The 1,313-nt window shown below is 57.8% G+C and carries 1 rRNA gene; it reads right to left on the bottom strand.

The features are described from left to right. Positions 1 to 11: 11 nt before the first annotated feature. Positions 12 to 1,313, bottom strand: a 16S ribosomal RNA gene (locus GA0111570_RS17190); the annotation flags it as partial.

Consider the following 1,313-nt stretch of genomic DNA (forward strand, 5'->3'; position numbering starts at 1 on the left):
GGGCTCCTTAGAAAGGAGGTGATCCAGCCGCACCTTCCGGTACGGCTACCTTGTTACGACTTAGTCCTAATTACCAGCCCCACCTTCGACAGCTCCCTCCCACAAGGGGTTGGGCCGCCGGCTTCGGGTGTTGCCGACTTTCATGACTTGACGGGCGGTGTGTACAAGGCCCGGGAACGTATTCACCGCAGCGTTGCTGATCTGCGATTACTAGCGACTCCGACTTCATGGGGTCGAGTTGCAGACCCCAATCCGAACTGAGACCGGCTTTTTGAGATTCGCTCACCCTCACAGGCTCGCAGCTCTTTGTACCGGCCATTGTAGCATGCGTGAAGCCCTGGACATAAGGGGCATGATGACTTGACGTCGTCCCCACCTTCCTCCGAGTTGACCCCGGCAGTCTCCTATGAGTCCCCAACCGAATTGCTGGCAACATAGGACAAGGGTTGCGCTCGTTGCGGGACTTAACCCAACATCTCACGACACGAGCTGACGACAGCCATGCACCACCTGTAAACCGGCCCAAAGGGAGGCCACATCTCTGCAGCTTTCCGGCATATGTCAAACCCAGGTAAGGTTCTTCGCGTTGCATCGAATTAATCCGCATGCTCCGCCGCTTGTGCGGGCCCCCGTCAATTCCTTTGAGTTTTAGCCTTGCGGCCGTACTCCCCAGGCGGGGCACTTAATGCGTTAGCTGCGGCACGGATCACGTGGAATGTGACCCACACCTAGTGCCCACCGTTTACGGCGTGGACTACCAGGGTATCTAAGCCTGTTTGCTCCCCACGCTTTCGCTTCTCAGCGTCAGGAAAGGTCCAGAGAGCCGCCTTCGCCACTGGTGTTCCTCCTGATATCTGCGCATTCCACCGCTCCACCAGGAATTCCACTCTCCCCTACCTTCCTCTAGTCAGCCCGTATCGAAAGCAAGCTCAGGATTAAGGCCTGAGTTTTCACTTTCGACGTGACAAACCGCCTACAAGCTCTTTACGCCCAATAATTCCGGACAACGCTCGCACCCTACGTATCACCGCGGCTGCTGGCACGTAGTTGGCCGGTGCTTCTTCTGCAGGTACCGTCACAAAAGCTTCGTCCCTGCTGAAAGCGGTTTACAACCCGAAGGCCGTCATCCCGCACGCGGCGTTGCTGCGTCAGGCTTCCGCCCATTGCGCAATATTCCCCACTGCTGCCTCCCGTAGGAGTCTGGGCCGTATCTCAGTCCCAATGTGGCCGGTCACCCTCTCAGGCCGGCTACCCGTCGAAGCCTTGGTGAGCCACTACCTCACCAACAAGCTGATAGGCCGCGAGTCCATCCT

This window comes from Raineyella antarctica, from assembly GCF_900092135.1.
GTDB lineage: Bacteria > Actinomycetota > Actinomycetes > Propionibacteriales > Propionibacteriaceae > Raineyella > Raineyella antarctica.